General features: G+C 63.5%; 1 protein-coding gene and 1 pseudogene. Both read right to left on the bottom strand.

The genetic code is table 11. The features are described from left to right. Positions 1 to 926 (bottom strand): annotated as a pseudogene (locus RMN95_RS07350) (hypothetical protein); the annotation flags it as partial. Between the two features lie 71 nt (positions 927 to 997). Then, a complete protein-coding gene (locus tag RMN95_RS07355; RefSeq protein ID WP_309616286.1) occupies positions 998 to 1,792 on the bottom strand; it encodes a glycosyltransferase in 795 nt (264 codons plus the stop codon). Between the last annotated feature and the right edge of the window lie 26 nt (positions 1,793 to 1,818).

Below are 1,818 nucleotides of genomic sequence, written 5' to 3' on the forward strand. Positions count from 1 at the left end.
GCCGCCATGGCTTCGCACGCCGCGACGCCGTAGGAGCCAACCCGAAACTGGTCCAGAATCACATCGGCATCTCCAATATGATGTGGCATATCCGCGGCCGGGATCGCGTGCAGCCGGCGGTACTCGACGACTCCGTTCTCCACGAGCGCCTGAAGAAGCGGATCGACGAATTCGGTGCCCTTCATCGACGCCATGCTGGGGATATGCGCCACGACGAAGGCTTCTGCGCTGAGCAGCGGGCGGCCACTATGCCAACGAGGGGCGTCGACGACAACGGGGCACCAGTGCGCGCTCGGCAGGTCGAAGAGCAGGTCCGGCGTAGAGACAAAGATCGGTCGGCTCTCACGCGCGAGCAGTTCCAGGTTGGCATCGACCTCGCGCTGAGTGAGCTTCGTGAGATCGGATGTCTCGGCGAACGGCGACCACGGTGTGCGATCCACATGCCGCTGCGGTGACCGCACATCGGTGCCATGGGCGAGGAACGCGCTGGAGATTCCCGCATTGTCGAGCGCCGCGAGCTCTCGGCCCACGTCGCGGTCGAACAACGAGCCGAACAACGGCCGTTCGGCCTCATAGAGAACGTGCGTAAACTTGCGCACGGCATCGAGTTCGCTATGTTGCCATGCCCTCGAGGCGTTGTATACCGCTACGGGTACCGTGGTGTCGGCGGCGAAGCCGAATCCACCCGGGAGCTCCACCGCCATATTGCGCGCGCCGAGTCCAGGGTCGGATGCCTCGAGTGCTCTTGCCCAGCGATAGGCCTGGCCGGCATAGTTGGTCGGCCCGATGTACACCCGGACCGGAGTGCCTGGCGCATCAGTAGCCGCGGGAATCGACGACGGGTTGTGTGCTCCGAGTGCGCGCGACGCAATACGTCCAGCAAGCCCATCCGGATTCTTCGCTACGGAGTCGATCAGGCGGTTCATCCATTGGGGAAGACGACGACGGTTGCGTACCATCGCGGACATGACTCGAAACGCTGCCCTGCGAAACGAGGTCATCGAGGTGCCGATCCCCGCGAGTTCTCGACGACGCTTACAACCCGGTCTGCCATGGTGTCGAGCGAATGATGCTCGGCAGTCCAGGCGGCGAGGCTGCTTCGTTCCGGGGGGGTCAGAGGATTTTCTGCCATCGATTCGAGGGCGCGGGCGACAGCCTCTGGGTTGTAATCGGCGACGGCGCCGGCACGATGTGATTGCCCAGCGGCTATCAGGAATGGGCCGGTCGGGCCGGGGCCTGCGAATACCGTAGGACAGCCGGAGGCTAGCGACGAGTACACCTTAGAGGTGAAGGCATAGTCGTAGTCGGCATCAGGGTGGAGGCTTGCCAGCGACGCAACAGCGTCGTGCAGAATCGGCGCGAGGTGCGCCGCCGATACAGGGTCTCGAAACTCGACTCGGTCCGGCGCCAGTTCGGCAGCTCGCGCTGTCAGTCTCGCTCGCTCGCTTCCGTTCCCGATGAAGAGCAGCCGATATTCGGGATGCTGCGGGAGGAAGATCGCGAAGGCATCGATGAAGATGTCCGCTCCGTGCCACTCCGAGTAACTGCCCGCGTAGACGAAATAGGGACTATCGTGTGCGCCCGTCGCCTCGGCATAGCCGAAGACTGTGGTGTCGGCGCCGAAACCGACGACGGTGAAGGGGTGCGACTCCCGAGTTCGCGAAATCGGTCGACGACCCCCTGCGAGATAGTCACCGCACCAGTCGCGCCAGCGACCGCGAAGAGTTCTACCTTCCGCAGTAGACGGAGGACGAAGGACGATCGGGTGGCCATCGCCGCAGCATCCGACCAAATATCTGCCGCATCATAAATGTAGGG

The sequence above is a fragment of the Salinibacterium sp. genome, from assembly GCF_031364185.1.
Taxonomy (GTDB): domain Bacteria; phylum Actinomycetota; class Actinomycetes; order Actinomycetales; family Microbacteriaceae; genus Rhodoglobus.